Origin of the sequence: Actinoplanes sp. NPDC020271, from assembly GCF_044388125.1 — a bacterium.
Lineage (GTDB): Bacteria > Actinomycetota > Actinomycetes > Mycobacteriales > Micromonosporaceae > Actinoplanes.
In genome coordinates this window covers 157741-184177 of sequence record NZ_JBIRWQ010000005.1, presented here as the reverse complement: position 1 = coordinate 184177, position 26437 = coordinate 157741, and the positions used below count along the sequence as shown (strand labels likewise).

Below are 26437 nucleotides of genomic sequence, written 5' to 3'. Positions count from 1 at the left end.
CGGATCAGCCGGCGATCGACGGGACGGGCGGCTCACGACGTACGCCCGCATCGGGTTCTGTCGTGGCAGCGGCCATGAGTTTGCCGCATTCCTCGGGTGGGAGGGGTTTCGCCATCAGGTAACCCTGGCCGTAGCGGTAGCCCATGTCCCGCAGCCGGTCCCGCTGCTCCTCGTTCTCGATGCCCTCGGCAACGACCTTGAGCTGCAGGTACTCGGCGAGTTGGGCGACCGCGGCGGCCACCGCGAGCCGCCCGCGGTCGGCGCCCTCGGCGATGCCGTCGACGAACGACTTGTCCAGTTTGAGGACGTCGACCGGGAACGCGCGGAGCAGGCTGAGCGACGACTGCCCGGTGCCGAAGTCGTCGAGGGCGAGCTTGACGCCCATCTCGTGCAGCGCCTGCAGCGTCTCGCGCACCTGCCAGCCGTCGACGACCGACGACTCGGTCACCTCGATGATGAGGTTCTGGCTGGTCAGGCCGGTGTCGCTGAGCACCGCGGCGACCTCGTCGACGAAGCCGGCCTCGCGCAGCTGGCGGACCGCGACGTTGACGTTGATCGCCTCGATGGCGGTGTCGCCGAACTCGGCGTGCCAGCGGGACAGCTGCGAGCAGGCCTCGCGCAGGACCCACGCGCCGAGCGGCACGATCAGGCCGGAGCGTTCGGCGACCGGGATGAAGTCGGCCGGGGAGACGAACCCACGCTCCGGGTGCTGCCAGCGCACCAGCGCCTCGGCGCCGGACGGCAGACCGGTGTGCAGGTCGTAGACGGGCTGGTAGACCAGGCGCAGCTGACCGCGGACGATCGCGTTGTGCAGTTCGCCGGCGAGCCGCGCGTGGTGCGCCAGGTCCTGGCGCATCTGCGGCTCGAAGCGGACCCAGGACGCCTTGCCGGCCTCCTTCGCCGCGTACATCGCGATGTCCGCGTTGCGCTGCACCTCGTCGGCGGTCTCGCCGGGCGCCGCGACGGCGATGCCGACGCTGGCGTGCAGCAGCAGCTGCTGGTCGGCGACGTGGAACGGTTCACCGATCCCGGCCAGCAGCCGGGCCGCGGCCGCCTCGGCCTGCGCCGGCTCGTCGACCGGCAGCAGCACGGCGAACTCGTCGCCGCCGAGCCGGGCCGGCAGCTCGCCGGGCCGGCAGTGCTCGCGCAGCCGCTGCGACACCTGGTAGAGCAGCTGGTCACCGGCGGCTGGGCCGAGCGTGTCGTTGATCATCTTGAAGTCGTCGACGTCGATCAGCAGCGCGGTGGCCGGCTGCCGGCCGACGATGCGCTCGCCGAGCGCGACCGCGAACCGGGTGCGGTTCGGCATGCCGGTCAGCGTGTCGCTCAGCGCCAGCCGCTCCAGCTCGACCTGCTGCTTGCGGATGCCGCGCAGGGCGAGCGTGTTCTCCCGCAGGCTGAGCAGCTGGCGGGCGACGACGAACCCGGCGATCAGCACCGCGCCGATGATCACGGTGCGCTGCCGCGAACTCATGTCCTGGGCGCTGACGCTGATCACGAGGATCGCGGTGGCGGTGACCGCGACGAACGGGAGCAGGTTGAACAGCGAACGGCCGGCTGAGGCGGGCACCGGGACCGGCTCGGCCTCGGACGCGCGTCGCTGCAGGTACGCGGCGCCCGCCATGGAGACGCCGACCAGCGGCAACGCCAGCACGGAGAGCGCGAGCCGTCCCCAGTCGGCGCCGGCGATCAGCAGCGTGCTGCCGGCCACGTCGACCAGCGGTGCGACGGTCAGCACCCGCAGCGAGGCGGGATGCACGGCGCTGTCCGCGGCGGCGGCCGCCTTGCCGATCACCACGAGCAGCAGGACGCCGCTGACCCCGACGACCGCCGCGGCGACCCGGGAGACCAGGGACGTGCCCTCCGGGGCGAGGTCCAGGACGACGTACCAGAAGATGAGCGTGCTGGCGATGGCCACCGTGGCGCCGTCGAGCAGCGCCCTGGTCCAGCCCAGCGCGGTGCGCTCGCCGAACGGCAGACGCACCAGTGCGACGATCAAGATCGTGATGCCGAAGAGCATCGGGCCACCGACGTACGGCGACAGCCCGGTGTTGTTGTTGGCGCGCAGCAGCGACACGACCGAGGCGACGAAGAGGAAGCCGCCGGCCCACGTCAGCTGCCGCCAGAACGACCGGATCGGGCCCGGCCGTTCGACCGCGACGATCTGCCGGCAGGCGAGGACCGCCGCGCCCATCGCGACCGGCGCGCCGGCGAACCCGAGGTACAGGCCGCCCGGGGTGCCGATCAGCAGCCAGAGCAGCACCCACGTGGTGGCGGCCAGCGCGACCACGGCGGGCCTCAGCCCGCCGGGTCGTGGCCGGTCACCGGCGTTGTCACGTGCGCTCATGATGGCTTACCAGTCGGCCCGGATCGCCGGTTTCTGAGCGAAAGCTCCGGGCTGCGACGTGCGCCGGTCCGATCAGCGCGGCAGCCTCACCCCTGCAGAGCGGCCGAGACGACCGCGCGGGCCTCCTGCTGGATGCGGGACAGGTGGTCGGCGCCGTGGAAGGACTCGGCGTAGATCTTGTAGACGTCCTCGGTGCCGGACGGGCGGGCCGCGAACCAGCCGGAACCGGTCACCACCTTGAGGCCGCCGATCGGCGCGTCGTTGCCGGGCGCGCTGGTCAGCACGGCCGTGATCGGCTCGCCGGCGAGTTCCTTCGCGGTCACCTGCTCCGGCGACAGCTTGCCGAGGATCGCCTTCTCCTCCCGGGTGGCCGGGGCGTCGATCCGCGCGTAGGCGGGCGCGCCGAACCGCTCGGTCAGCTCCGCGTAGTGCCGGCTCGGCGTCCTGCCGGTGACCGCGAGGATCTCCGAGGCGAGCAGGTCGAGGATGATCCCGTCCTTGTCGGTGCTCCACACCGAGCCGTCGCGGCGCAGGAACGACGCGCCGGCGCTCTCCTCACCACCGAAGCCGATCGAGCCGTCGATCAGGCCGGGCACGAACCACTTGAAGCCGACCGGCACCTCGACGAGCGTGCGACCGAGGTCGGCGGCGACCCGGTCGATCATCGAGGAGGAGACGAGCGTCTTGCCGATGCCGGCGCTGCCGGACCAGCCGGTGCGGTGCCGGTACAGGTAGCCGATGGCGACCGCGAGGTAGTGGTTGGGGTTCATCAGCCCGCCGTCGGGCGTGACGATGCCGTGCCGGTCGGCGTCGGCGTCATTGCCGGTGGAGATCTGGAACCGGTCCTTCTGGGCGATCAAGGACGCCATCGCGTACGGCGACGAGCAGTCCATCCGGATCTTTCCGTCCCAGTCGAGCGTCATGAAGCCGAAGCGCGGGTCCACGACCGGGTTCACGACGGTCAGGTCGAGCCGGTGCCGTTCGGCGATCTCGCCCCAGTAGGCGACGCTCGCCCCACCGAGCGGGTCCGCACCGATGCGCACCCCGGCCTCGCGGATCGCGTCGAGGTCGACGACGTTCGGCAGGTCATCCACGTACGTACCGAGGAAGTCGTATTTCTCTGCCTTTACGGCGCTGCGGCGGACGTCTTTCAAGCCACCGGCGATCAGGGCATTGGCCCGGTCCTGGATCCACTTCGTGGCGTCGGTGTCGGCCGGGCCGCCGTTCGGCGGGTTGTACTTGAAGCCACCGTCGTCGGGCGGGTTGTGCGACGGAGTGACCACCACGCCGTCGGCCTGCTGCGCCCGATTTTCCGCGTTATAGGCGAGAATGGCCCGCGACACGGCCGGAGTCGGGGTATAACCGTCGCGGCTGTCGATCAGCACGGTCACGTCGTTGGCGGCGAACACCTCCAGCGCCGTCACCTGCGCCGGCTCGCTCAGCGCGTGCGTGTCCCGCCCGAGGAAGAGCGGCCCGGTGGTGCCCTGCTCCCGCCGGTACTCGACGATCGCCTGGCTGGTCGCGGCGATGTGATCCTCGTTGAACGCGGTCCGCAGACTCGACCCGCGGTGCCCGGACGTCCCGAACGCGACCCGCTGGGACACCTGCGACGGGTCAGGGTGCTCGGTGTAGTACCGCGAGACGACCTTCGGCACGTCGATCAGATCGGACGGCTCGGCCGGCTGCCCGGCACGGGAGTGGACGGTCATCTTCGCCTCCTGAAGGATGTTCCCGGATCGTATCCAGGAAGAGTCACCTTGAACCTTTCCGCACCCCCATCCGAACTATCCTTCGTGACCGGGAAACTTCCGCGCTTGTTCGTCCTGCTCTTACTCGCGCTGGGAGTGCCCCTCGCCACCCCGCAGGCCGCTTCCGCGCACGCCGCGACGGTCGGCTCGACCCCCGCGCCCGGCAGCGTGGTCGGCAGCTCCCCCACCGAGGTCACCGTCACGTTCAGTGAGTCGATCACCCCGGTGGCGGGCCGGATCCAGGTGATCGCGCCGGACGGCGAGCGCATCTCCGGCCTGGCCACGGCCCGCGGCGCGGTCCTGCACATCCCGGTCCGGACGGCCAAGCACCCGCTCGGGACGTACCTGATCAGTTACCGCGTCATCTCCGCGGACAGCCACCCGGTCGGCGGCGCCGTCACGTTCTCGGTCGGCGCGCCGTCGGCCCGCCCCGAAGCCGCCGAGACCACCGGCACCCACTGGTCGGTCCGGGCCGCTGTCCCCACCCTGAGATTTCTCGGGTACGCCGGTCTGACCGTGATCATCGGCCCGGCGATGTTCCTGGCGTTCCTCTGGCCGCGGCGCCGCTCCCGCCTCGGCGCGACGCGCCTGGTCAAGGCCGGGTTCGTGCTCACCGCCGTGGCCACCGCGGGCGCGATCGGCACCCAGGCACAACAGGGCAGCGGCGCCGCGCTGTGGCAGGTCTCCCCCGGTGAACTGGGCGACGTGCTGACCAGCCGGTTCGGGGTGACGCTGGTGGCGCGGCTGGGCGTACTGGCAGTCCTGTTCTTCCTGGTTCCGCAACTCCGCTATGGCCGGCTCCGGGGCACCCTGGTCCTGCTGCTCGGCGCCGCCGGCCTGGCCACGTGGCCGCTGACCGGGCACTCGATCGCCACCCCGCTCCCGGCCGTCACCGTCGCCGTCGACGTGGTGCACCTGGCCACCATGGCCCTGTGGCTGGGCGGCCTGGTCACCCTGCTGGCGTTCCTGCTGCGCGGCACCGACCGCCGTGTCCTCGGCGTGCTCCTGCCGGTCTGGTCCCGCTGGGCCGCCCTCTCCGTCCTGTGGCTGGCCATCGCCGGCTCGGTGCAGGCCGTCGTCGAGGTCGGCTCCGTCGACGCACTGGTCAACACGGGCTACGGCCGCCTGCTCCTCACCAAACTCGGCGTCCTGGTCCTGGTCCTGGCCGTAGCCGCGGTCGCGCGCCGATTCGTCCGGCGGTCCCGCCCCGGAACCGGCCTGCGCCGCACCGTGGGCATCGAAGTCCTGGCGACGGTCGTCATCCTCGGCCTGAGCGCCGTCCTGGTCCAGGTCAACCCGGGTCGCACCGCGGGCGCGACGGCCGGCGCGGTCACCGGCAACGGCGTGTCGGAGACGCTGACCTGCCCGTTGTACACGCTGCAGTTCAACATCTACCCGGTTGAACTGGGCGAATACAACACGGTCCACGCGTTCCTCTACACCCCGGAGGGCAAGCCCCTGCCCCCCGCCGAGTGGGAGATCAGCACCAAACTGCTCGACCAGGACCTGGAGGCGGTCAAGGACCCGTTGCTCGGCCTCGACCCGCCCCACCACGCCCTCGGCTCGGTGTCGTTCCCGCTACCGGGCACCTACGAGATCGCCTTCACCATCCGCGTCGACGACCTCAACCGGGCCACGGTCAAAACCACGATCAAGGTTCCCCCGGCCGCCGACTGACCAGGTCACCGCGCGGACACCACCTCGGACTCGGTCCCCTCCGGATCGGCCGACGTGACCCACCCCGCCCGCCGAGCAGCCTCGGCCGATGCCGCACGCCGCAGACGCGAGAAGGTTCGCCGACACCGACCGAGCCGCCGCGGAACCGGCCCCTGATCGGCTCTCAGGCACCAGCGCACGCCAGGAAATACCGGCACCGGCGGCAGCGTTCAGACCTTCGCGCGCGACGGAGACCAACGCCCGCGCGGAAAGAGGTCAGCGTCATGAAGGTCCGCAACTCCCTGCGCTCCCTGAAGAGCAAGCCGGGCAGCGTCGTCACCCGCCGCCGTGGCCGCCAGGTAGTGATCAACACCAAGAACCCGCGGTGGAACGGCCGCCAGGGCTGATCCACCCGACCAGCGTCGCCGGCCGGAGCATACGCTCCGGCCGTTTCGCTCACCGGCGAACGAGCACCTGGACGGACGCGAGGTCGCGATGCGCGGCGTGGACTGCGGCGATCTCGGCGAGAGCGTCACGGCCCAGCGCCCGGTACGCGCCGACGAGCAGGTCGAGACCGGCTTGCCGGTGCTCGGGCCGGTCGAGCCAGTGCAGTTCGCTGCCGACGGCGAGGGCGAGGGCCGGTCGGCCCGCGGCGAGCTCCCGGCCCGCCTCGGCGATCCACCGGGCGGTCCGGGCCGGGTCGTTCCGGAAGATGTCGAGGCGGATGCCGGACTCGTCGGCCTGCGGGTCACCGCTGCCCGGCGGCAACTGGGGCAACAGTGACATCGCCAGGTACGACCGCGGTGTCGCCACCGGCCGTGGCAGCCCGTCCGCGCGCAGCGCCGCTTCGTCGGCGGCGGTGTACCACTCGACGGCTTCGATCAGCGGGGTGATGCTGCCGACCGTCTGCGGGTCGTCGCCGTAGTCGGCGAGCTGCCGGTCCACCAGTTCACGCACCACGGTGAGCAGGCTCGGCCGGGCGGACTCCCAGGTCTCGGCCGAGTCCCGGGCGTAGTTGTGGACGATGAGCGCCGGCAGTTCGGCCGGATCGTCGAACCACAGTCCGAAATGCAGTCCGTCGGAGCCGCCGCCCATGACCGTGACGAACTCGGCCGGGTCGCAGCGGAACCGGGCGTGCAGCCGCGGGTCGAGCCCGTCCCGGCCGACGAGGTCGAGGCCACCGTCGGCGAAGTAGTCGGTGACGCCCCAGGGCGAGATGTCGTTCTCACCGAGGGCGCGGCCGTCGCTGGCGGCCAGGGCGGCGAACACCGCGACGTGGCGCGGCAGCCGCATTCCCCAGATCTGCCGGACCCGCTCCGCGACCAGCGGAAATCGCTCGTTCATGGTGTCCAGGGCACGGTCACGCGAGATCATGGGGAAACCCTACGACCAGCCGGGAACGCGAGCCCCGGAACCCACGGTGGGCAGGCCGTGCCCGTACCGGGAAAGCGGTCTTCGGAGGTCAGGTGAGCTGGGGCAGGACCTCCGCGGCGATCAGATCCAGGTGGTCGAGGTCTTTCTGGTCGATGATCTGCAAGTAGGCGTGGTCCACCGGATAACGCCCGAGCCGGTCCACCACCTGCGCCGGCGTGCCGACCAGCCCGTGCTCTTTCAAGAACGGACCGTCTTTCCCGTACGCCGTGAGCCGCCGCCTCACCTCCGCCTCGTCACGCCCGACGATCGTCGCATGGGCCACCGACACTGTCAGGGTTGCCGGGTCCCGCCCGATCGCCTCGCACGCGCCACGCACCCGCTCGAAGAGCACCACGCTTTCCGCCGCGGTGGTGAACGGCGCGTTGAACTCGGTCGCATACCGAGCGGCCAGGGCCGGGGTCTGCGTCTTCCCCTTGCCGCCGATGATCACCGGCGGGTGCGGGGTCTGTGCCGGTTTCGGCCAGCCGGGCGAGCCCTCGACCCGGTAGTGCCGCCCGGCGAAACCGAACATGCCGGACGTCTCCCACAGCCCCGTGATCACCGCCAGCTGCTCGGACAGGCGCTCGAAGCGGGTGGCCCGGTCCGGGAAGTCCAGCCCGAACGCCCGGTGCTCGGGCTCGAACCATCCGGCTCCGAGCCCGAGTTCGACGCGCCCGCCGCTCATCTGGTCGACCTGGGCCACGGTCAGCGCCAGCACGGCCGGGTTGCGGAAGGTCGCCGAGCTCACGAGCGTGCCCAGGCGGATGCGCCGGGTCTCCCGGGCGAGCCCGGCGAGGGTGATCCAGGAGTCGGTCGGCCCGGGAAGCCCGTCACTCCAGTCGGTCTGGGCCAGGTAGTGGTCGCTGCGGAAGAACGCGTCGAACCCGCACTCCTCCGCCCGCCGGGCCACCGCCAGCTGGTCGTCGTAGGACGCGCCTTCTTGCGGCTCGGTGAAGATCCTCAGCAGCACACCGGAGAATCTACTGTGGTCCGAGCTTCACCGCGGTGACCGCCGCCGTCGTGTACGGCATCGTGAAGCTCCCGCCCATCCGGTCGATCACCGCGCCGGCCGCATCCTGGAGCTGGGCGATCTGCTCGGCCGGCAGCCGGGTCAGCGCGCCGGAGGTCGGCATCTGGTCCAGCCACTCGTCCCGCGTGTACGTCCTCTCCCAGTTCACCTGCCACTGCTCGGGTTCCCCGAAGCCGCCGGCGGCCCGGATCCCGTCGGCGGCCGCGGTGAGGATCGGCTGGTAGCCCTCGATCGCCGTCCCGGGCGGCTGCCGCGCCAGGTCGAACGGTGAGTGGGGGACGAGTCGCCGGAACGCCTCCCCGAACCCGCTGACCAGTTCGTCGGGGAGTTTGAACGTGTGCCAGAACGGCGCGAGCCGTCCACCGGCGGGCAGCACCCGGGCGGCCGCCGCGGCGCCGGCCACCGGGTCCACCCAGTGCCACGCCGTCCCGGCGGTGACCAGGTCGAACGTGCGGCCGCGTGGGTCCCAGGCCTCGATCGTGGCGACCTCCACCTCGATGCCGGTGGAGCGGGCGAAATCGGCCATCCGCGGGTCGGGTTCGACGCCGAGCACGGTGCACCCGAGGTCGCGCAGCTGGCGCGCCTCGATGCCGGTGCCGCAGCCGGCGTCGAGCACGGTGCGGCCTCCGGTGGCGTCGAGGATGCGTTGCAGCAGCTCGACGGGGTAGGGCGGCCGGGTCCGGTCGTAGCGCGCGGCGTCCACGCCGAACGACTCGGCGGCTTCTCGCAGGTGATGTGGAGTGGGCATGCGCCCACCCTAGTGGGCATGCGCCCACTCGGGCAGGCGGTACGGTGAGGACGCTGGTCAGGAGCAGAAGGGATCGCCGGTGCCGACAGGGGTCGCCCTCCGCGACGTACGCCGTCAGTTGTTCGCCGCCGCCGACCGGATCCTGCTGCGGGCCGGGCCGAGCGGCCTGACCAGCCGGGCCGTGACCACCGAGGCCGGCTGCGCCAAGGGCGTGCTGCACAAACACTTCGAGGACTTCGACGCGTTCCTCGCCGACTTCGTGCTGGACCGGGTCGAGCAGCTCGCCCCGGAGGCTGCCGCCCTCGAGTCCCGGGCCGGGACCGGAACCGTCGCCGGCAACGTGACCAGCGCCCTGGCCGCGGTCTTCGGCTCGGTGGCGGTGGCGATCGTCGCGCTGATCACGTTCCGGGACGGGCTGCGGGCCCGGCTGCGCAACGTCTGGCCGGCCGGCGTGCCGGTGCTCACCGAGGCGGCCGAGATGATCGCGGCCTACCTGGCCGCCGAGCGCGACCTGGGCCGTCTCCCGGCCGGCACCGAGGTGGACGGTCTGGCCGCGATGCTGATCGGAACCGGTCACCTGCTCTACGCCGACCGCACGGGCACGCCGCCGGCCGAGGAGACGCTGCACCGCATGGTCAGTTCGGTGCTGCCCAGCGGCGCCTGAACAGCAGGAAACCGATCATCGCGAACTCGCCGATCGACGCGGGAGCCGCCAGCACGCCCGTGACCACGGTGGTGTCCGCCGCCAGATAGGTGACGAACGCGCTGATCACATACCCCACCCCGCCGACGATCAGGAGCCGGCCGAGCGGGCCGGGCAGCACACCCGACCGTGACGCGAGCCGGCCCATCGGGATCAGCCAGAGTCCGAAGAAGACACCACCCAGGCCCCAGGCCGCGGTGTTCACGTCGTACAGAAGAAGGACCGGCGCCGTGCCGCCGGCCCGGACCGACGCGAGGGCCACGGCGGTGAACATCGTGCCGACGAGAACGATCACCGAGTTGATCAGGCCGAACGCGGCGAGCGCGCCGGCCTGGACGTCGTCGACCGGGCGGAACAGGCGGAAGAAGAGCAGCGCGGCCAGGGCCTGAGTGACGACGACGCCCAGGTCAGCGGCGATGCCGAGCCCGGCCAGGGTCGGATGGGCGGCCAGGTTGGCCGTGGTCGCGGCCGCGTCACCGTCGACGTACAGCCGATTCTGGATGATCAGGTGGCCGAGCAGGCCGCAGAGGGCGAGTCCGAGATAGGCCAGGCCGGTGGCGCGCTCAGTCCTCATACTGAAACACCTCGTCGAGTGGTTGTCCGAAGATGCGGGCGATCTGGAAGGCCAGCTCCAGCGACGGCGAGTAACGGCCCTGCTCGATCGCGATCACGGTCTGCCGCGTCACGCCGAGCTTGGCGGCGAGGTCGGCCTGGGTCATGCCGCCGGCCTCCGCGCGCAGCGCGCGGATCCGGTTGGTGACCTTGGTGGGTTTCGGCGCCATGCTGGTCAGAACCCTCGACGGTAGAGCCGGATCTTGATGACGCCCTCGGCGACCGCGGCCACGAGACCGGTGAGGAACGCCAGGTTTCCGATCCAGAAGTAGTCCGCGCCGAGCGAGGCGAGGATCGTGACGCCGCCGATCCCGGTGCCGAGGATCGGGGTGGCGAGCCGGCCGCCGCGCCGGCTGATCTCCTTGTCCCGCACGTCGGCGACGACGTTGCTCTGCGACTCGTCGCCGCGGCGGACCACGACCACGACCTCCACGACGATCGCGAAGATGATCGTCGCGACCAGGCCGACCAGCATCGAGAAGAAGAGCGGCGGCACCCAGGTGATCTCCGCGACCGGGGTCCGGAACAGCTCGGGCACCATGTAGGCGTAGTACAGCACCGACGACAGGACCATCGTCACCAGGCCGGTCCAGACCTGGCGCTCCTCCCTCGTGGTGTGCAGCGGCTCCTCGTCGGCCATCTCCATCACGCCTCCTGAGTCAAAAATGTTTGACATGCCGACGATAGGCGCGCCCGGAGACCGAAGTCAAACATCTTTGACATCAATTTCCCCGTACGCCCGTGACCCGCCCCCGCGTGGCGAGCGCCGGGCGCGGGTAAAACGTGGCCATGACCCCCCGCCCGGTGCGCGTCCTCACGACGCTGCTCGCCGCCACGGCCGTCGCCACCGTGGTGGTCGAGGCACTCAACTTCTGGTACGCCCCGGACCACGGGGTCGGGTTCGCCGTGCGGACGGGGTGGGCTCTCGCCCGTACCCTCGGATGGTTGATCTTGATCTCGCAGGTCCGCAAAGCACGGGCCACCGCCAAACCGCTGAGTCTGATCCTGACCATCACCACGCTGTTCGCGGTCGGGCGCCTGATCGTCCCGCCGACCGGCCGGCCACCGCTGCCCGGGCTGATCAGCTTCGGCGTGCTCACCGTGCTGTGCCTGACCGTCGTGACCCTGCTCCACCGGCACCCGGCCGTCGACGCGCACCTGAGCCGCCAGCCGCGCCGGCCGGTCCTGACCCGCGACGGGCTGAGCTTCCGTGCGGCCCCGCCGGGCGACCCGTGGGTGCTGACCGCGCGGCTCGCGTCGTTCGCCTACAGCCCGTTGATGCTGGTCCCGGCGGTGACCGCGATCGGCACACTGCGTCACCGCCCGGAGTGGGCCCTGGCCGTGATCTTCTGGATCCTGGCCGGCATCGCCGTCAGCTACGCCGCCCTGCTCGCCGCCGTCTTCCTGCGCCGGGGCAGCCACCGCGCCCGCACCGCCCTGACGTCGGTGACGCTGGCGGTCCTCGCCTTCGACCTGCCCCTGTGCTACCTGCTGCTGGGCGCCGACGGCCTGATCCGCGACGGCGCGCCGCTGGTCGCGGCGTCCGCGCTGGCGCTGTACGCCCTCACCCGGATCCAGCGCACCTCAGCCCGGGCAGCCGCCTGAGTCAGGTCTGCCGGTTCCCACCTCGGTCACCGAGCGAGTTCGGCCCGCCGTTTGATGTGGGTCGCGCGTTCCACCAGGAGTCGCTTCAGATAGGGAGCGAGCACCAACCGGGTGACCACCGCACCCAGCGGCCCGAGCGGTGCCCGGATCGTCATGCGGTCCGTCATCCGGGTCGTTCCGTTCCCGAGGTCGTCGAAACAGTGCTCGTGACGCATGACCCGGAACGGCCCGCGGGTCTGCTCGTCGACGAAGCGGAACGGCCGGCGATACGCCGTGATCCGGCTCGTCATCCGCCAGGACCGGCCGAGATGCCGGGCCTGGAACGTCACCTCGTCGCCGAGGCCGAGCCGCCGGTGCCCGGTGCTGGTCGTCGCCGTCTCCCCGCTCCCGGCCAGCGACTGAGCGTGCACGTCGACGTCGAGCTCCAGGTCGAAGACGGTGGCCGCGGGGGCGTCGATGACGGTCACCACCTCGATCACCCGGGCAGCCTACCCACCTCGGTGACGCGGGAGACGAAACGGCGGGGGTTTCCGGGGTGGGCACGGGACGGCGGCTAGTCTCGCGGCGTGCTGATTCTGCTGCCGCCCTCCGAGGGGAAGACGCCCGCCGCCCAGGGTGACCCGGTCGACCTGGACCGACTGTGGCGGCCCGAGCTGAGCGCGGCGCGCAACCGGGTGCTGTCCAAGCTCGTCGCGATGTGCAAGCGGAGCAGCGCGCGGTCGGTCGCCGACTCGCTGAAGGTGCTGGGGCTCAGCGACGGGCAGCGCGGGGAGATCGCGCGGAACGCGGAACTTCTCGAGGCGCCGGCGGCCCCGGCGGTCGAGGTGTACACCGGGGTGCTCTACGAGGCGCTGGACGCGGGGACGCTCGGCGACGCCGCGCGGGCGTGGCTGTTCGAGAGCGCGGTGGTGTTCTCCGGCCTGTGGGGCGTGGTGCGGCTCGGGGACCGGATCCCGGCGTACCGGTGCTCGGTCGGGGTGACGCTTCCGGCGCCGGTCGGGGGGCTCACGGCGTACTGGAAGAAGGGTCTGGCGGGTTTTGATCCGGACGGCCCGGTGCTGGATCTGCGCTCGGGCGCCTATGCGGCGATGTGGGCGGCCCCCGCGGGGAGCGCGGCGCTGCGCGTCCTGCACGAACGCACGGTCGGCGGCGTGACGAAACGGTCCGTGGTGAGCCACTTCAACAAGGCGACCAAGGGCCGGCTGGTGCGCGCCCTCGCGGTCGAGGGCACACAGCCGGAGAACGTGGACGAGCTGGTCACGGCGATGCGGGACCTGAAGTTCACGGTCGAGGAGCGGCCCGCCGCGGAGGGCAGGCCGCGCCAGCTCGACATCGTGGTGGCCGAGCTGTAGCCGCGCCGGGAAGCCTTACTGCGCGGCGAGGATGTCGACGACGAAGCGCAGGTCCTGGTCCTTGTAGGCGAGCGCGGCCGGCACGTCCATCTGGATCCGGCTGCCGACGGTCTGGCCGGGGATGCCCTGGTCCCAGCCGGCGATGAGCTTGCCCGCGCCGATCTGCGAGGTGAACGGCTCCTTCCGGCTCCAGGAGGAGTCGATCACGGCGCCACCCTTGTACGGGATCAGCTTGTAGTTGAACGTCACCGTCTGCCCGGACCGGACGACCGGCCCGGTGCCCTTGACCAGCGGCGTCACGACCAGCTGGGTGAGCGGCCCGCCGGTCCCGGCCGGCACCTCGGGCTCGGTGGCGAGCGGGTCGGCCGAGGTCTGCGCGGCCGCCGGGCGCGGCTCGTCACCGCCGGAACGGACCACGGCGAACACGACGATCAGCGCCACGAAGACGAGCGCGCCGGCCACCCCGCCCAGGATCGCTTGGCTGCGGCGTTTGCCGGCCGCGGCAGTCCGGTCACTCATCCACGAACTCCTCAAGACGTAGGTCAGATCGGGAAACTCCGGACACCGTACTCGGAGTCATCCGGAAAGCCGCAGGTAACTCCCCCGAATCGCCGATGCGGATGATCAACCGTATGGGCCGTACCCGATCCCGCCCTTCACGCCCCGCACGGAAGATGAGATCGTTTCACCCGCCGCCGTCCGATCTTTGGGCCGAATCACCGGAGTCTGGGAGAAGCGTTGCTGCGCCGTCGTCGCATCGAGGTGCCGGATGTGCTGCTCAAACCGGGCCGCCCCCGGTGGCGGGAACACCTCGGCCCGGCCGTGGTGATCCTGGTCGGTGTGCTCGTCGTCGTCCTGGTCGGCGTCGCGGCGATGGTCAGCCGGTCCAGCGGTCACGCGGACGCCGGCCCGGTGGTCGGTGCGGTGAACGACCCGACCGCCGAGCAGGTGCCGATCCCGCTGCCCAGCCCGTCGATCTCGACGAGTCCCGCCCCGATCAACGCGATCACCATCGAGCAGGGCGCGGTGCCCGATACGGTCGATCTCAGCAACGAGGGCACGATCGACTGGGTGCACTGGGGCGAGGACGGCATCTACTCGCTGGAACGCGACGCCAAGGGCGGGTTCGCCATCCTGGAGGGCACGCCGTCGGCGCCCCGGCAGCGGCACACCCTGAGCCCGCAACGGTTCACCTGGACCGGCGGCACCCCGGCGGCCGGCAACGAGGGCACGACCAGCGGCGTGCGCACCTGCGGCGCCGGCAACGGTTTCACCCTCACCGCGCCGGCCACCACCGAACCGAGCAAACTGCGGCTCTACCTCGGGGTTTCCGGCGGGCAGGGCCTGCTCAAGCTCAAACTCACCACCGGTGGCCTGATCACCGGCGGAGAAACCGTGACCAGTCGGCTCGTCGGCGCCGGCAGCTCGCTGACGACCGCGCGGTACTCCATCAGCTATCGCGCGACCCGTCCTGGCAAGATCTCCATCGAGTGGATCACCGAGAAGACCTCCGGCTCCGGCTGCGGTGGTGTCGCACTCGAAGCGGCGAGTCTCTCCTAGGACATTTTTTCAAACTTCATTCCGTACGGGACCGGTGCGCGTGCCTCGCCACCCACCGGGAAAGGGGAACAGGGTGTTCGCGGGCTGGGGATCGCGGGTCGCCCGCCTCCGATGGCCGGTGCTGATCGTCACGCTCGTGACGATCATCGGCGCCGGAGTCTGGGGCCTGGGCGTTTTCGGGCAGCTCACCGAGGGCGGATACGCCGATCCCCATAGCGAGTCGGCGCGCGCCGCCGACGTCGTCGCGCAGGCCACCGGCGGTCAGGGCGGCGACGTGATCGCCATCTGGACCCCGGCGCGGGGAACCACGATCGACGACGCCGCGCTGACCGAGCGGGTCAAGGACCGGCTCGGGGCGCTACCCGAGTCGGCGGTGACGGCGACCGTCTCGTACTGGGACGCCAAGGACCCCGCCTACGCGGCGAAGGACCGGTCCAGCGCGGTCGCGGTGATCACGCTCGCCGGCGAGGACGACGCGGACAAGCTCGACGCCTACGGGACGGTCGCGAACCAGTTCACCGTCGACGGCGCCACCGTGCAGCTGGCCGGCGGCATCCCGCTCGCGCACACCAGCAACGAGCGGTCCACCGACGACCTCGGATCGGCCGAGCTGATCTCGATGCCGATCGTGCTGATCCTGCTGCTGTTCATCTTCGGATCACTGATCGCCGCGTCGCTGCCGGTGATCGTCGGCGGCTGCGCGGTGCTCGGCTCGCTCGGCGTGCTCCATGCGATCAGTCTCGGACACGACGTGAACTCGTTCGCGGTGAACGTGGCGAGCCTGCTCGGGCTCGGCATGGCCATCGACTACGGCCTGTTCATGGTCGGCCGGTTCCGCGAGGAGCAGGCCGCGGGGCACGACCCGGTCGAGGCCGTCCGCCGCACCGTGGGCACCGCCGGGCGTACCGTGCTGTTCTCCGCGACGCTGCTGATGACCGCGCTCGCGGGTCTGCTGCTCTTCCCACAGGGATTTCTCAAGTCATTGGCGTACGGCGGACTGGCCGCGGTCTTCCTCGCCATGCTGCTCTCGTTGACGCTGCTCCCGGCCATCCTCGCCATCCTCGGGCCGCGCGTCGACCGGCTGCCCGTCCGGCTCCCCGGCCGCGGCAAGGCCGACGGCGGCACCGGCTGGCAACGGCTCGCCGGGTTCGTCCTGCGCCGCCCGGTCGTCGTCGCGATCCCCATCCTGATCGGCCTGATCGTGCTCGCGTTGCCGATCCGCGACGTCCGGTTCGGCGAGAACGACGAGCGGGTACTGCCCGCCGGGGACCCGTCCCGGGTCGCGGTGGAAACCCTCAAGGCGTCGTACCCGCAGTTCAGCAGCGACGGCGTGCAGGTCGTCATCCAGGGCCCGCCGGCCGCCTCGTCGAAATTCGCCGCCTCCTCCAAGTTCGCCGCCGAACTCGCCAAGATCCCGGGCGTGGCCGCGGTCAACCCGGCCGGGGCGGGCACCGACGTGCTGGTCTACAACGCCGCCCTGACCAGCACCGACTCGTTCAGCACGTCAGCCCGCCAGGTCGTCGACGCGATCCGCGCCCTCCCCGCCCCGGTCGGCACGCAGGTCCTCGTCGGCGGCGTCACCGCCCGCAACGTCGACAGCCTCGACGCCATCGGCGACCAGCTCCCGCTGATGATCGGACTCCTGGCCGGGGCCACGCTGCTGCTGATGTTCCTCGCGTTCGGCTCGATCCTGCTGCCGATCAAAGCGGTGATCATGAGCGGGCTCAGCCTCAGCGCCACGTTCGGCCTGCTCGTCTGGCTGTTCCAGCAGGGCCACGGCGCCGGGCTGCTCAACGTCACCCCCGCGCCCCTCGAAGCCGGGATCGTCGTCCTGATGGCCGCGGTCGTTTTCGGCCTCTCCACCGACTACGAAGTGTTCCTGCTGTCCCGGATGGTCGAAGCCCGCAGCAAGGGCGCCACCACCGCCGAAGCCGTCACCACCGGCCTCAGCCGCACCGGCCGGGTCATCAGCGCCGCCGCCCTGCTGCTCATCGTCGTCACCGGGGCGTTCGCGCTCTCCACGATCACCACCATGCGGTTCGTCGGCGTCGGCATGATCATCGCGCTGGTGCTGGACGCCACCGTCGTGCGCATGCTGCTGGTCCCGGCGGTGCTCGCGCTGCTCGGAGACGCGGCCTGGTGGGCGCCGGGCCCGCTGCGGCGACTCCAGGAACGGGCCGGGCTCGCCGAACACGCCGGGGAACCCGAAGACCCGGCAACCGAGATCATTCAGTACGACGGGATCGCCGCGCATCCGGCGGAGAAGCCGTATTCGGGGGGCGACGCCGCGACGACCGTGCTGCCGGTGGTCACGGCGGACGAGGAGTCGCTGGTCACGGCGCCGGACGAGACGTCGATCATCGTTTGGGATCCGGACGGTGAGGATGAGGCGGACGGGGCGGCCTCCTCGGATTCAGGCGAGAAGGCGATCGTTTCCGGTCAGGATGCCGCCGCCGAGACGCAACTCCTTCCCGTTGTCACCAGTTCTTCCGACTCGGTCGACTCGCCTTCCGACTCGGTCGACTCGCCTTCCGACAGCGTCGACTCGGTCGACGCACCTTCCGACAGTGTCGGCTCGGTCGACTCGGCCGACGCTCCTTCCGCAAAGCCCGCCGAAGAGGCACCTCAGCCGTCGGCCGAAGCCGATCAGCCCACCGAACCCACGCCCGAGCCGAAGCCTGAACCCACCGCCGAGCCGGAGCCTGAACCCACGGCCGAGGCGGAGCCTGCGCCCGTGAAGGAAGCGGAGTCCGGGCCCGCGAAGGAAACCGAAGCAGCCGCCGACGTGGACTCCGCGCCCGAGAAGGCAACGCCCGAGATAACGGACAGCGAAGCCATCTGGGCCCAGGTGGAGGCGACCCTGACGGCCGGCGCCGAAGCGGTGGCCGCCGCCGAACCCCAGCCTCAGCACTACATCTCGGAGGACTCCCCGGCCCCGGCTGAGGAGACCCCGGAGCCCTCGGACGAAGTGGTGACCGAAACCGCATCCGAGACCCGGACCGAGTCCGAGGCGGAAGCCACCGGTGAGTCCGGAGCCGAGCCTGAGGCCGAGGCTCCTGGGACCGAGGACGCCGACGTCACGGAGCAGTCCCCGGCTCCCGAAACCCGGGACCGGGAAGCCCGGGACCGGGAAGCCCGGGAACCGGATACCTCGGAGCCGGAGCAGGACGGGAAAGCCCAGGACCTGGACCAAGACAGCGCGGACGAGGAGCAGAAGCCGGAGGCAACGGCGCCCGAAGCCGCGGGGCTGAACGAGAACGAGGTGGTCGAGGCGGCGCCGGCCAGCGCGATCCCGGCCGAGGTCGCGGATGCCTTCACCTGGATGTCCGATCCCCGGATCGCCGGGATCGTCGGCGGCGGGGAGGACGCCGGCCCGACCACGGCTTCGGATTTCACCTGGCTCGCCGCTACGGCTTCGCTGCCCACCATCTCGGCCGAGCCGGAAGAGGCGGGGCAGACCGTCCCGGCCGCGCCGGAAAACCCGGAGCACAGCGCCCCGGCCGAGCCGGCGGACGCGGAGCGAGCCGCCCCCGAGCCGGACGATTCTGCCGTTGCGGCTCCGGAAGCAGTCGAGTCGGCGGCTGCGGAACCGACCGGGCCGACCGTTCGTCGTCCGCAGACGCTGGACGACTGGCTGGGTGGCCGGGCCGGCGACGCACGGACGCGCAGGCCGACGACCGAGGTCGCCGCGGTACAAGCCGAGGCACCGGACACCGCCGAGGTGGAGGCCGCGGGAGCCGAGGGCGAGGCGGCGGAAGATGCGGAAGCCCCGGCCGCAACGGTCGACGCGCCGGAAGCCGCAGAGGCCACGAGCGACGCAGTGGAAGCCGTAGAGGCCCCCGGCAACGCGGTGGAAGCCGCAGGGACCACAGGCAACGCGATGGAAGCCGCAGGGACCACAGGCAACGCGATGGAAGCCGCAGGGACCACAGGCAACGCGATGGAAGCCGCAGGGACCACGAGCGGCGCCGTGGAGCGTGTGCGGCCGGTGAGTCCGGTCGCCGCCCGCCGCCCGCAGACGCTGGACGAATGGCTGCACGGCAGCCCGGGACAGCCTCGCCCGACCAGCCTCGACGACTGGCTGGCCGCGGACAACCGCCCGGTCAGTTCGGCCGGTCCGCGCCCGCAGAGCCTCGGGGACCTGTCCGGCCGGAACGATCGGCGAGTGGGCTCGGCCAGGTCGTCGTTCCAGGGTTCCGGCGCGAACGCCGGGGCCGGCGAGAACCGTCCGCAGAGCCTCGGCGACCTGCCCGCCGGCGGGAAGCCTCCGGCGGGTGAACGGCGCCCGGCCACGCTCGCCGACCACTCCCCCACCACGAAGCACGCTCGCCGCTCCAACGGCGGCCCCGCACACCACGACCGCCCGGAAACCACCGACCGCACCGGCACCGGCGACCGGACGGGCAACGCGGAACGGACGGGCAACGCGGAACGGACGGGCAACGCGGAACGGACGGGCAACGCGGAACGGACGGGCAACGCGGAACGGACAGCGAGCACCGACCGGGTCGGCAACGGCGACCGGACGGCGAGTGGCGGGCCGGGCGTGAAGGACGGGCTGAGCGACCAGGACCCGATCGCCCCCTGACGCCGGGACCGCTTCACCGCAGGGAAGCCCGCCACCCACCGTGGCGGGCTTCCGCTTTCCCACGGGGTGCGGCTCACCGCCGTACCCCCGACATAAATCGGGAGAGCGTGAGAAAAGCCGCAGGAGCTAGCAAAAGCAAACCGGTTTTGTGGTCGATAGGGGCGCAGGTAATAAAGTGCCAGCGGCACTACAGCTGATGAGGAGAAGTGGCGCATGACCGGCAGTGACCCGACCCTGGGCGTGGATCCGGATCGCCTGGCGATCTGCCTCGCCGTCCTGGCCGAGGCGGAGAATCTGCCGGTGGAGCATCCGGACGCGGTGGCGTTGCGGCGGGCCACGGCCGGGCTGTTCAAGACCGCCAAGATGCAGCGGCGCAAGGAGCGGCGGCAGGCCGTGCTCGACAACGATCGGGCGGTGACCGAGGCGACCGCGACCGGCGCGCCGGGGCGGATCGACGACGAGACCGCCGGGATTCCGTTGACGAGTTCGACCGCCGGGGCGACCGCAGGGGTGCTGAAGCAGGCGCGCGGGTGTTACGTGTGCAAGCAGCGGTACACGGTCGTCGACGCGTTCTATCACCAGCTCTGCCCGGATTGCGCGAAGCTGAACCACGAGCGGCGGGACGCGCGGACTGATCTGACCGGGCGGCGGGCGCTGCTGACCGGCGGGCGGGCGAAGATCGGCATGTACATCGCGTTGCGGCTGCTGCGCGACGGGGCGGATCTGACGATCACGACGCGTTTCCCGCACGACGCGGTGCGGCGGTTCACCGCCATGCCCGACAGCGCCGACTGGATCGACCGGCTGCACGTGGTCGGCATCGATCTGCGGGACCCGGCGCAGGTGGTGGGTCTGGCCGACTCGGTGGCGGCGCGCGGCCCGCTGGACATCATCGTCAACAACGCGGCGCAGACGGTGCGGCGCACCCCGGGGTCGTACTCGGCGATCGCGGCGGCCGAGGCCGAGCCTCTGCCGTCCGGCAAACTGCCCGAGTTGGAGTACTTCGGGAGTGCCGGCGTCTCCCCCGCGGCCGTGCTGACCGCGGGTTCGTCGACGCTGACCGCGCAGCAGATCACCGAGCTGGCGCTGACGGCGCGCTCGGTGGCGATCGACGCGGGCGGTCTGGTGCCGGACACCACGGCGACCAACAGCTGGAGCGACCGCGTGCACGAGGTCGACCCCTTGGAACTGCTCGAGGTGCAACTCTGCAACGTGACCGCGCCGTTCATCCTGATCAGCAAGCTGCGACCGGTGATGACCCGATCACCGTTCCCCCGGCGGTACGTGGTGAACGTCTCCGCCATGGAGGGCATCTTCGCCCGCGGTTACAAGGGGGCGGGTCACCCGCACACGAACATGGCGAAGGCCGCGTTGAACATGCTGACCCGCACCAGCGCCGTGGACATGTTCGCCGACGGCATCCTGATGACCAGTGTGGACACCGGCTGGATCACCGACGAGCGCCCGCATCCGACGAAGATGCGGCTGCACGAGGAGGGGTTCCACGCACCGCTGGACCTGGTGGACGGCGCGGCCCGCGTCTACGACCCGATCGTGCGCGGTGAGCAGGGCGAGGACGTCTACGGCTGCTTCCTGAAGGATTACGCGCCGGTCGCCTGGTAGTGCCGCGGGCCGCACCCCTGACCAGGGGGTGCGGCCCGTTCCGAACGGAGTTACGGCTTCGGCCAGGTGGGCGGGTGATCGTTGTCCCGCGGCGGCCCGTTGCGGTCGTCGTTACCGCGTGGGCCGTTGCGGTCGTCGTTACCGCGTGGGCCGTTGCGGTCGTCGTCACCGCGTGGGCCGTTGCGGTCGTCGTTACCGCGTGGGCCGTTGCGGTCGTCGTTACCGCGCGGGCCGTTGCGGTCGTCGTCACCGCGTGGGCCGTTACGGTCGTCGTTGCCCCGAGGCCCGTTACGATCGTCGTCACCGCGCGGCCCGCCGCGGTCGTCCCACGGGCCGTTGCGGTCGTCGTCACCCCGCGAACCGTTACGGTCGTCGAACGGTCCCCGGTTCGGGAAGCCCGGCCGCCCGTGCGGCCCGCGGACGTGGAACGTCTGACCGGCGAAGTCCGGCCGGTACGGCCATCCGCCCGGCCACGTGCCACGCCAGTCGTTCCACTGCCAGTCGTCGTCGTCCACGACCAGCTGGAACACCCAGCCCCGCCATCCGTAGTTGATCGGATCGCAGTCGTAGTCCCACCAGGCGTGGAACCGTTTGCCGGTGAATCCGGCCCGTTCACACGCCCATTCGGTGCGGTAGTACCCGACCACGTGCTCGCCGAAGGCCCGGCCGGCGGTGCTGCCGCCGGTGGACGACTGGCCGGCCGCCGGGGCGGCCTGCGCCGGGCCCATGCCGATCATCGCGCCGGCCGCGAGGCTCATGCCGGTGAGCGCGAGGAAACGCTGTGCCTTTTTCATGTCACACCTTTTCCGGACATAACGTTATTGCGTAGTCAGCGCATCACGCTCGTCCGGCGGGTTCCGGCGTTTCCGGCGATCTAGTCCGTTCGACCGACCCCCGACGTGTCCGAAAGTGCCCGATAAGCCGGGCGGAGAACCTCGTTCAGCGGCCGTCCACGATGGGCGAGCCGCGGCGGGTCCAACTGATCGAGCAGCGCGTCGGAACGGCCACCGGCAACGTCCTGAACAGGTGATTCACCAAGATCCAGGGACCGGCCCCAGAACGCGTCGGGGTCGCCGGCGTCGATCAGCGGCGGCTCCGGCTCGGCGGAGGTTTCCGCCCGGGTGACCGTTTTCGCATCATCGGCGACCTCGGAGTCGTTTACCGCGGCCTCCTCGCGGAGACGGCGCAACCGCATCAGCAGCTCGTCCCGGTGCCGGCCGCGCCAGGTGAACACCTCGAACGGATCCGACTCGAACGCCCGGGCCAGCGCGTAGATCGTCGCCGCGAGGTGGATGCACGGCACCGGCCAGCGTTCGCAGGTGCAGTCCATCGCCACCTCGCCCAGAGACAACGGCAGCAGGGTCAGCCCGGCGTCGCCGAAAACCGCCTCGATGCCCGGCGGCATCCGCCCGTCGAGGAGCCCGGCGACGAACCGGGCCTCCGTGACCAGGGCAGACTCGACCCGGGCCCACTCGGCGGCGCCGAACGCCCGGACCGCGATGCGCGATCGGAACGCGACCGGGTCCTCCGGCCCGCGGACCAGCGCGACGGCCAGGCTGCTGGAGACGGTCAGGCTGCGCACGTGCCCGGCCCGTTCGTCCCGCCGCCCGCGCGCGAACGTCGGCCCCATCCGCAGCGACTCGAACATCCCGAGAAACGCCGGCGCGAAGTCACTCAACGACTGCCTCCGGGGCCAGGGCGAACAGGTCGCGCAACTCGGAAGTCGACAACGCGGTCAACCAGCCCTCCCCCGACCCGACGACCCGCTCGGCGAGCACGCCCTTGTCGACCAGCAACTGATCGATACGTTCCTCCAGCGTGCCGAGGCAGACCAGCGTGTGGACGTGCACGTCCTTGCGCTGACCGAGCCGGAACGCCCGATCCGACGCCTGTGTCTCGGTTGCCGGGTTCCACCAGCGGTCGACGTGCACGACGTGGTTGGCCGCGGTCAGGTTCAACCCGGTGCCGCCGGCCTTCAGCGACAGCACGAACACTCCCGGCTGATCGGCCTCCTGGAACGAGGAGACCATCGCGTCCCGGGCGCCCCGTGGTGTCCCGCCGTGCAGGAAGGGAACCGTCACCCCGAACCGGGCGGCCAGGTGCGGCGCGAGCATCCCGCCGAAGCGCGCGAACTGGGTGAAGACCAGCGCGCTCTCCCCCGCCCCGAGCGCCCGGTCGACGATCTCCTCCAGCCGGTCGACCTTGCCGGAGCGGCCGGGCAGCGGCGACGCGTCCTTGAGCAGCAGCGCCGGGTGCACGCACACCTGTTTCAGCTTGGTCATCGCGGCCAGGACGACACCCTTGTGGCGTTCCTGGTTCCAGTCCGACAGTCGTTCCACCAAGTCGTCGAGGACCGCCCGGTAGAGGCTGACCTGCTCGGTCGTCATCCCGCACAGATGCCGCACGTTGCGTTTGGCCGGCAGGTCACCGGCGATGCCGGGGTCGGCCTTGGTGCGCCGCAGCAGGAACGGCCGGGTCGCCTGCCGCAGCCGCGCGGCCGCTTCCTCGTCCTGGTAGCGCTCGATCGGCACGGCGAACCGCGCGCGGAACGTGTGCGCGGACGCGAGCAGCCCGGGATTGACGAAGTCCAGGATGGACCAGAGCTCGGCCAGCCGGTTCTCCACCGGGGTTCCGGTCAGCGCGATCCGGTTGCGCGCGGGGAAACGCCGGACGGCCCGGGAGGCCGCGCCGGCACTGTTCTTGATGTGCTGCGCCTCGTCCAGCACCACACGATCCCAGGTGCAAGAAGCCAGGACATCGGCGTCGAGCACCGCGGTCGCGTAGGTGGTCAGCACAAGATCGACATCCGAGAAGGAATGGGAACGATCCGAACCGTGCAGCACCTTGACCCGCAGGGACGGGGCGAACCGGGCGGCCTCGCGCTGCCAGTTCCCCAGCACGGACAGCGGGCAGATCAGCAGCGCCGGCCCGTCGCGCCGATGCAGCAGCAGCGTCAGGAGCTGCACGGTCTTGCCGAGCCCCATGTCATCCGCCAGGCACGCGCCCAGCCCCAGGGAGTCCATGAAGACCAACCACGAGAAACCCCGGATCTGGTACGGCTTGAGCACGCCCGTGAGCCCAGCCGGTGGGTCGACGAGCTCCAGCCGCTCGTCCAGCTCCCCGCTGAGCAGGTCGGCCAGCCATCCCTCGCCGCGCGCGTCGGTCACCGGCAGTGGCAGCTCCTCGGGCGGCAGCAGCCGGGTGACGCGCAGCGCCTCACCGGCCGTCATCCGCCCGCCGCCGCGGGCCAGGAACGCGAGCCCGGCCGCGAGCCGGTCGGCGTCCATGAACACCCACCGCCCGCGCAGCTTGACCAGCGGCACTTTCGCCCTGGCCAGGTCGGCCAGATCATCCTCGGTCAGGGTGCGGCCGCCGAGCGCCAGCCCCCACTCGTAGTCGACCAGGTCGCGCAGCCCGGTCGTGCGGTCCTTCATCACGTTCGGGATCGGGGCCGGCGTGCGGACCTGCAGCGACAGCCCGAGCCCGGAGCTGCGCCGCCACCAGGCCGGCAGCAGCACGCCGCAGCCGGCTTCCGCCAGCACCGCGGCGTGACTGAGGAACCCGTGCGCACCCTCGGTGTCCAGGATCATCTCGGTCGGACGGGCGCCGCGCAGCGCGTCGCCGAGCGCCGGCCACAGGCGCGCGGCCCGGGCCAGCCCGGCCAGCAACCGCTCCTGCGGGTGGGAGGTCCAGCGGCGCAGCGGCGCGAAGTCGTCGCGCCAGATGTCGGCCGCCGGCACCAGCACGCTCGGCTCGTCGGCGGCCTGCAGCAGGAACTCCAGCCGCCAGGCGTCGTTGGGCAGTTGCACCTCGGCGGGCATCACCGGCTCGTGCTCGCGCGGGTCGCTGAGCCGGAAACAGACGCGCACCTCGGAGCCTCGGGCGGCCTGCGCGAACCAGGCGTCGAGCGTGCGGATCAGCTCGTCCAGCTCGTCGTGCGGCGCGGCGAACCCGGGCTCGCCGGTCAGGGCCGCGAGCCAGCCGCCGTCGGCCAGAGTCATCCCGGTCTCGGCGAGGCGGGTGCGGACGAGACCGTCGACCAGCCGTTCCAGTGCGGCGGTGAGCAGCTCGGCCGCGCCGGCCACGTCGGGCGCGGTGTCGCCCGGGCGCGCGGGACGGGTCTCGGCGCCGAGCGCGGTCTCGGCGCGGCAGGCCGGGGGCATCCGGTCGAGCAGGGTGGCGTGCCGGGCCGCGTCGGCGCCGATCAGAACCGGTCGCCACCAGGCCGCCGGGCGGGCGCCGTCGAGCCGGACGCCGGGCAGCACCCGGCCGCGCGCGACCAGGCTCGCGGCGAACCCGCAGAGCTCGATCAGCCAGCGGACCGACGGGGCGACGCGCCCGTCGAACTCGGCGGCGAGGTCGGCGTCGAGGAACGGGACGCCGACGGACGGGACCCGCCAGACGCGGGCGCGCCGGACGCCGCGGCGTGGCGGGAGACCGACCTGCGGCGAGGGCAGCGGGCCGGCCCCGGTCGACGGGAGCGTGAGCAGGGCGGGCTCGCGCCGCTCCCCGCTCGGCAGCTCGGCGGCGGGGACCGCGAACGGGTGCCAGGGCACTCCCCGGGCGCCGGTCGGGACCGGGGCGGGCACGCTGTCCTCGGCCCACAGGTCGAGGCTGCCGTCCCGGCTGACGAACCCGTGCAGGACCCGGACGCCGGACTCTCCGGTGGGCAGGACGGTGCTCATCCGTACGCCGGAATCGTCTGTGATCGGAATCTGCACGGGCCCGACCCTAGCCCTGCCGTCTGACATTCCCGTTCGACGCACCGGTTTCGCTTCCCTGGAATAAGATTCCTGGGAATCCAGTTGGGCCGGGCCGGCATGGGTCGCGCGTTCGACGGCGGCTACGCGGAGTACGTCGTGGTGCCGAGCACCCAGGTGATCCCGTTCACGTCGAACCTGCCGTGGGACGTGATCGGATCGGTGCCGGACACGCTGCGGGCCACGCGGGTGCACGCCGACGCCCACCGCGACATCGAAGCGAACCGCATCAGCGGCAAGGCCGCCGGCCTCATTCCAGTGACCAGGTGATCGTGGGCGGGCGGACCCGGGCGCACCGCGGGCCGCCCTCCTCGTCGGTCAGGCTCAGGCGCCCGACCAGCACGCCCTGATCGTCGGCGGCGGCGCGCAGCGGCAGGCCGGGGATGTCGCCGAACAGCAGCTTGGCCCGGCGGAACACGGCGAACTCGTCGCCGTCGACCGCACCCCAGCTCAGGTAGAGGAAACGGGCGCCGGGCGGGCCGTGCACCCACGGGCCGCCGACGTCGAGCAGCTCACCGACCTCGCGGACGGTGACCTCCAGCTCCCACACCGCCTCCGGCTCGGTCACCGGGACGCGCCCGACGACCTCCTTGCGGCGCTGCATGCCGACGTGCACGTTGCCCAGTCGCAGCTCCGGCGACTGCGGCAACTCCCGCCCCTCGATCCGGATCCGCATCCCGCCACGATAGAGG

At 71.6% G+C, this 26437-nt stretch carries 23 protein-coding genes; 9 read left to right on the top strand and 14 right to left on the bottom strand.

What is annotated here, in order from left to right; all coding sequences use genetic code 11:
• Positions 1-4 precede the first annotated feature (4 nt).
• Positions 5-2347, bottom strand: a complete 2343-nt coding sequence (locus tag ACH442_RS13620) for a putative bifunctional diguanylate cyclase/phosphodiesterase (protein WP_396338287.1) — start codon at positions 2345-2347, stop codon at positions 5-7.
• An 86-nt stretch (positions 2348-2433) separates the two neighbouring features.
• On the bottom strand, positions 2434-4056 hold the full coding sequence (gene pgm / locus ACH442_RS13615) for a phosphoglucomutase (alpha-D-glucose-1,6-bisphosphate-dependent) (protein ID WP_396338286.1): 1623 nt from the start codon (positions 4054-4056) through the stop codon (positions 2434-2436).
• A 105-nt stretch (positions 4057-4161) separates the two neighbouring features.
• On the opposite strand from pgm, the gene ACH442_RS13610 reads away from it, so the two are divergent.
• Together ACH442_RS13610 and ACH442_RS13605 are read left to right on the top strand one after the other, a co-directional pair.
• Positions 4162-5772 carry a copper resistance CopC/CopD family protein gene (locus tag ACH442_RS13610; protein ID WP_396338285.1) on the top strand — a complete coding sequence of 537 codons (1611 nt, stop codon included), beginning with the start codon at positions 4162-4164 and terminating at the stop codon, positions 5770-5772.
• 263 nt (positions 5773-6035) lie between these two features.
• A complete protein-coding gene (locus ACH442_RS13605) occupies positions 6036-6158 on the top strand; it encodes a ribosomal protein bL36 (protein WP_396338284.1) in 123 nt (40 codons plus the stop codon).
• 49 nt (positions 6159-6207) lie between these two features.
• Here the strand turns inward: ACH442_RS13605 and ACH442_RS13600 are convergent, their stop codons facing one another.
• From ACH442_RS13600 to ACH442_RS13590, 3 genes are all read right to left on the bottom strand, one after another.
• Complete coding sequence (locus ACH442_RS13600) at positions 6208-7125, bottom strand: ADP-ribosylation family protein (RefSeq protein WP_396338283.1); 918 nt, start codon at positions 7123-7125, stop codon at positions 6208-6210.
• 88 nt (positions 7126-7213) lie between these two features.
• Positions 7214-8134: an LLM class F420-dependent oxidoreductase gene (locus ACH442_RS13595; protein WP_396338282.1), complete on the bottom strand. Its 921-nt coding sequence runs from the start codon at positions 8132-8134 to the stop codon at positions 7214-7216.
• A 10-nt stretch (positions 8135-8144) separates the two neighbouring features.
• On the bottom strand, positions 8145-8942 hold the full coding sequence (locus tag ACH442_RS13590) for a class I SAM-dependent methyltransferase (RefSeq protein WP_396338281.1): 798 nt from the start codon (positions 8940-8942) through the stop codon (positions 8145-8147).
• A 79-nt stretch (positions 8943-9021) separates the two neighbouring features.
• On the opposite strand from ACH442_RS13590, the gene ACH442_RS13585 reads away from it, so the two are divergent.
• Positions 9022-9606: a TetR/AcrR family transcriptional regulator gene (locus ACH442_RS13585; protein WP_396338280.1), complete on the top strand. Its 585-nt coding sequence runs from the start codon at positions 9022-9024 to the stop codon at positions 9604-9606.
• On the opposite strand, the gene ACH442_RS13580 is transcribed toward ACH442_RS13585, so the two are convergent.
• Genes ACH442_RS13580 through ACH442_RS13570 form a run of 3 tightly spaced genes read right to left on the bottom strand, consistent with a single transcriptional unit; the run spans position 9578 to position 10903 of the window.
• Positions 9578-10219, bottom strand: coding sequence for a DUF4386 domain-containing protein (locus ACH442_RS13580; RefSeq protein WP_396338279.1), 642 nt, complete (start codon positions 10217-10219; stop codon positions 9578-9580). The genes ACH442_RS13585 and ACH442_RS13580 overlap by 29 nt on opposite strands.
• Entirely contained in the window at positions 10209-10427 is a 219-nt protein-coding gene (locus tag ACH442_RS13575) for a helix-turn-helix transcriptional regulator (protein WP_396338278.1), read from the bottom strand. Before ACH442_RS13575 ends, ACH442_RS13580 begins: the two co-directional genes overlap by 11 nt.
• A gap of 5 nt (positions 10428-10432) precedes the next feature.
• On the bottom strand, positions 10433-10903 hold the full coding sequence (locus ACH442_RS13570; protein WP_396338277.1) for a hypothetical protein: 471 nt from the start codon (positions 10901-10903) through the stop codon (positions 10433-10435).
• 143 nt (positions 10904-11046) lie between these two features.
• Here ACH442_RS13570 and ACH442_RS13565 point away from each other — a divergent pair, with 143 nt between their 5' ends.
• Complete coding sequence (locus tag ACH442_RS13565; RefSeq protein ID WP_396338276.1) at positions 11047-11862, top strand: hypothetical protein; 816 nt, start codon at positions 11047-11049, stop codon at positions 11860-11862.
• Between the two features lie 26 nt (positions 11863-11888).
• On the opposite strand, the gene ACH442_RS13560 is transcribed toward ACH442_RS13565, so the two are convergent.
• A complete protein-coding gene (locus ACH442_RS13560) occupies positions 11889-12341 on the bottom strand; it encodes an SRPBCC family protein (protein ID WP_396338275.1) in 453 nt (150 codons plus the stop codon).
• 87 nt (positions 12342-12428) lie between these two features.
• Between ACH442_RS13560 and ACH442_RS13555 the strand changes: the two genes are divergently transcribed.
• Positions 12429-13214, top strand: a complete 786-nt coding sequence (locus tag ACH442_RS13555) for a YaaA family protein (RefSeq protein WP_396338274.1) — start codon at positions 12429-12431, stop codon at positions 13212-13214.
• 15 nt (positions 13215-13229) lie between these two features.
• On the opposite strand, the gene ACH442_RS13550 is transcribed toward ACH442_RS13555, so the two are convergent.
• On the bottom strand, positions 13230-13733 hold the full coding sequence (locus tag ACH442_RS13550) for an FKBP-type peptidyl-prolyl cis-trans isomerase (protein ID WP_396338273.1): 504 nt from the start codon (positions 13731-13733) through the stop codon (positions 13230-13232).
• A 219-nt stretch (positions 13734-13952) separates the two neighbouring features.
• On the opposite strand from ACH442_RS13550, the gene ACH442_RS13545 reads away from it, so the two are divergent.
• The 3 genes from ACH442_RS13545 to ACH442_RS13535 all read left to right on the top strand — a co-directional run bounded on the left by ACH442_RS13545 (position 13953) and on the right by ACH442_RS13535 (position 20985).
• Positions 13953-14774, top strand: coding sequence for a hypothetical protein (locus tag ACH442_RS13545; RefSeq protein ID WP_396338272.1), 822 nt, complete (start codon positions 13953-13955; stop codon positions 14772-14774).
• Positions 14743-19362 carry an MMPL family transporter gene (locus tag ACH442_RS13540; RefSeq protein ID WP_396338271.1) on the top strand — a complete coding sequence of 1540 codons (4620 nt, stop codon included), beginning with the start codon at positions 14743-14745 and terminating at the stop codon, positions 19360-19362. The genes ACH442_RS13545 and ACH442_RS13540 overlap by 32 nt, the downstream gene beginning before the upstream one ends.
• 213 nt (positions 19363-19575) lie before the next feature.
• Entirely contained in the window at positions 19576-20985 is a 1410-nt protein-coding gene (locus ACH442_RS13535; RefSeq protein WP_396338270.1) for an SDR family NAD(P)-dependent oxidoreductase, read from the top strand.
• 50 nt (positions 20986-21035) lie between these two features.
• Here the strand turns inward: ACH442_RS13535 and ACH442_RS13530 are convergent, their stop codons facing one another.
• The 3 genes from ACH442_RS13530 to ACH442_RS13520 all read right to left on the bottom strand — a co-directional run bounded on the left by ACH442_RS13530 (position 21036) and on the right by ACH442_RS13520 (position 25670).
• Positions 21036-21779 carry a hypothetical protein gene (locus ACH442_RS13530; protein WP_396338269.1) on the bottom strand — a complete coding sequence of 248 codons (744 nt, stop codon included), beginning with the start codon at positions 21777-21779 and terminating at the stop codon, positions 21036-21038.
• A gap of 80 nt (positions 21780-21859) precedes the next feature.
• The gene (locus ACH442_RS13525) at positions 21860-22663 is read right to left on the bottom strand and encodes a hypothetical protein (RefSeq protein WP_396338268.1); all 804 of its coding nucleotides are present in this window, start codon (positions 22661-22663) and stop codon (positions 21860-21862) included.
• Positions 22656-25670, bottom strand: a complete 3015-nt coding sequence (locus ACH442_RS13520) for a DEAD/DEAH box helicase (protein ID WP_396338596.1) — start codon at positions 25668-25670, stop codon at positions 22656-22658. Before ACH442_RS13520 ends, ACH442_RS13525 begins: the two co-directional genes overlap by 8 nt.
• A gap of 135 nt (positions 25671-25805) precedes the next feature.
• On the opposite strand from ACH442_RS13520, the gene ACH442_RS13515 reads away from it, so the two are divergent.
• Positions 25806-26015: a hypothetical protein gene (locus ACH442_RS13515; RefSeq protein ID WP_396338267.1), complete on the top strand. Its 210-nt coding sequence runs from the start codon at positions 25806-25808 to the stop codon at positions 26013-26015.
• On the opposite strand, the gene ACH442_RS13510 is transcribed toward ACH442_RS13515, so the two are convergent.
• Positions 25996-26421, bottom strand: a complete 426-nt coding sequence (locus tag ACH442_RS13510) for a DUF5990 family protein (protein WP_396338266.1) — start codon at positions 26419-26421, stop codon at positions 25996-25998. The genes ACH442_RS13515 and ACH442_RS13510 overlap by 20 nt on opposite strands.
• Positions 26422-26437: the final 16 nt, after the last annotated feature.

Coding starts and splice junctions, on each gene's coding strand:
- ACH442_RS13620 (WP_396338287.1), bottom strand. CDS start 2,347: ATGAGCGCACGTGACAACGCCGGTGACCGGCCACGACCCGGCGGGCTG.
- pgm (WP_396338286.1), bottom strand. CDS start 4,056: ATGACCGTCCACTCCCGTGCCGGGCAGCCGGCCGAGCCGTCCGATCTG.
- ACH442_RS13605 (WP_396338284.1), top strand. CDS start 6,036: ATGAAGGTCCGCAACTCCCTGCGCTCCCTGAAGAGCAAGCCGGGCAGC.
- ACH442_RS13600 (WP_396338283.1), bottom strand. CDS start 7,125: ATGATCTCGCGTGACCGTGCCCTGGACACCATGAACGAGCGATTTCCG.
- ACH442_RS13590 (WP_396338281.1), bottom strand. CDS start 8,942: ATGCCCACTCCACATCACCTGCGAGAAGCCGCCGAGTCGTTCGGCGTG.
- ACH442_RS13580 (WP_396338279.1), bottom strand. CDS start 10,219: ATGAGGACTGAGCGCGCCACCGGCCTGGCCTATCTCGGACTCGCCCTC.
- ACH442_RS13575 (WP_396338278.1), bottom strand. CDS start 10,427: ATGGCGCCGAAACCCACCAAGGTCACCAACCGGATCCGCGCGCTGCGC.
- ACH442_RS13570 (WP_396338277.1), bottom strand. CDS start 10,903: ATGGAGATGGCCGACGAGGAGCCGCTGCACACCACGAGGGAGGAGCGC.
- ACH442_RS13565 (WP_396338276.1), top strand. CDS start 11,047: ATGACCCCCCGCCCGGTGCGCGTCCTCACGACGCTGCTCGCCGCCACG.
- ACH442_RS13550 (WP_396338273.1), bottom strand. CDS start 13,733: ATGAGTGACCGGACTGCCGCGGCCGGCAAACGCCGCAGCCAAGCGATC.
- ACH442_RS13535 (WP_396338270.1), top strand. CDS start 19,576: ATGACCGGCAGTGACCCGACCCTGGGCGTGGATCCGGATCGCCTGGCG.
- ACH442_RS13530 (WP_396338269.1), bottom strand. CDS start 21,779: ATGAAAAAGGCACAGCGTTTCCTCGCGCTCACCGGCATGAGCCTCGCG.
- ACH442_RS13520 (WP_396338596.1), bottom strand. CDS start 25,670: ATGAGCACCGTCCTGCCCACCGGAGAGTCCGGCGTCCGGGTCCTGCAC.
- ACH442_RS13515 (WP_396338267.1), top strand. CDS start 25,806: ATGGGTCGCGCGTTCGACGGCGGCTACGCGGAGTACGTCGTGGTGCCG.
- ACH442_RS13510 (WP_396338266.1), bottom strand. CDS start 26,421: ATGCGGATCCGGATCGAGGGGCGGGAGTTGCCGCAGTCGCCGGAGCTG.